The sequence below is a fragment of the Streptomyces olivochromogenes genome (assembly GCF_001514115.1).
GTDB classification, from domain to species: Bacteria; Actinomycetota; Actinomycetes; order Streptomycetales; family Streptomycetaceae; genus Streptomyces; species Streptomyces olivochromogenes.
The window spans coordinates 32,151-32,706 of the sequence record NZ_KQ948451.1 but is presented as its reverse complement, the minus strand read 5'-3'; the positions used below and the strand labels follow the sequence as shown (position 1 = coordinate 32,706).

The window sequence follows — 556 nt, the reverse complement described above, 5'->3', positions numbered from 1 at the left end:
TTGTTCAGTCCCTTGTGGGAGCGGTGCTCCACCGAGTGCATGACCTCGCGGTGGGCCGCGCCGTAGGAACGCAGCTTGTCGGTGACGATCACCCTCGGCACCGCCCGGGTCTTCTTCATCAGACGACGGAAGAACCGTCTGGCCGCCGCCTTGTCCCGCCGGTTCTGGACGAGGATGTCGAGCACGTTGCCGTCCTGGTCGACGGCCCGCCACAGGTACTTCCGCGCGCCGTTGATCTTGATGAACACCTCGTCCAGATGCCACTTGTCGCCGGGCCGGGTACGGCGGCGGCGCAGTCCGTTCGCGTAGGCCTGGCCGAACTTGGCGCACCAGCGGCGGATCGTTTCGTGGGAGACGATCACGCCGCGCTGGAGCATCAGCTCCTCGACCTCGCGGTAGGACAGAGGGAAGCGGAAGTACAGCCACACGCAGTGGGAGATCACCTCGACCGGGTACCGGTGACCCTTGTACGCCGGCGGCACAGGCGACACCAGCGATCCCCTCCCAGCATGATCAACACAGAGATCATCCCACCCAGTCAGCCAACGTGACAGTG

At 65.3% G+C, this 556-nt stretch carries 1 protein-coding gene; it reads right to left on the bottom strand.

The window, feature by feature from the left end; translation table 11 throughout:
* The coding region (locus tag AQJ27_RS00150) for an IS6 family transposase (RefSeq protein ID WP_067359923.1) at window positions 1-491 on the bottom strand (491 nt) is incomplete at its 3' end.
* Window positions 492-556: the final 65 nt, after the last annotated feature.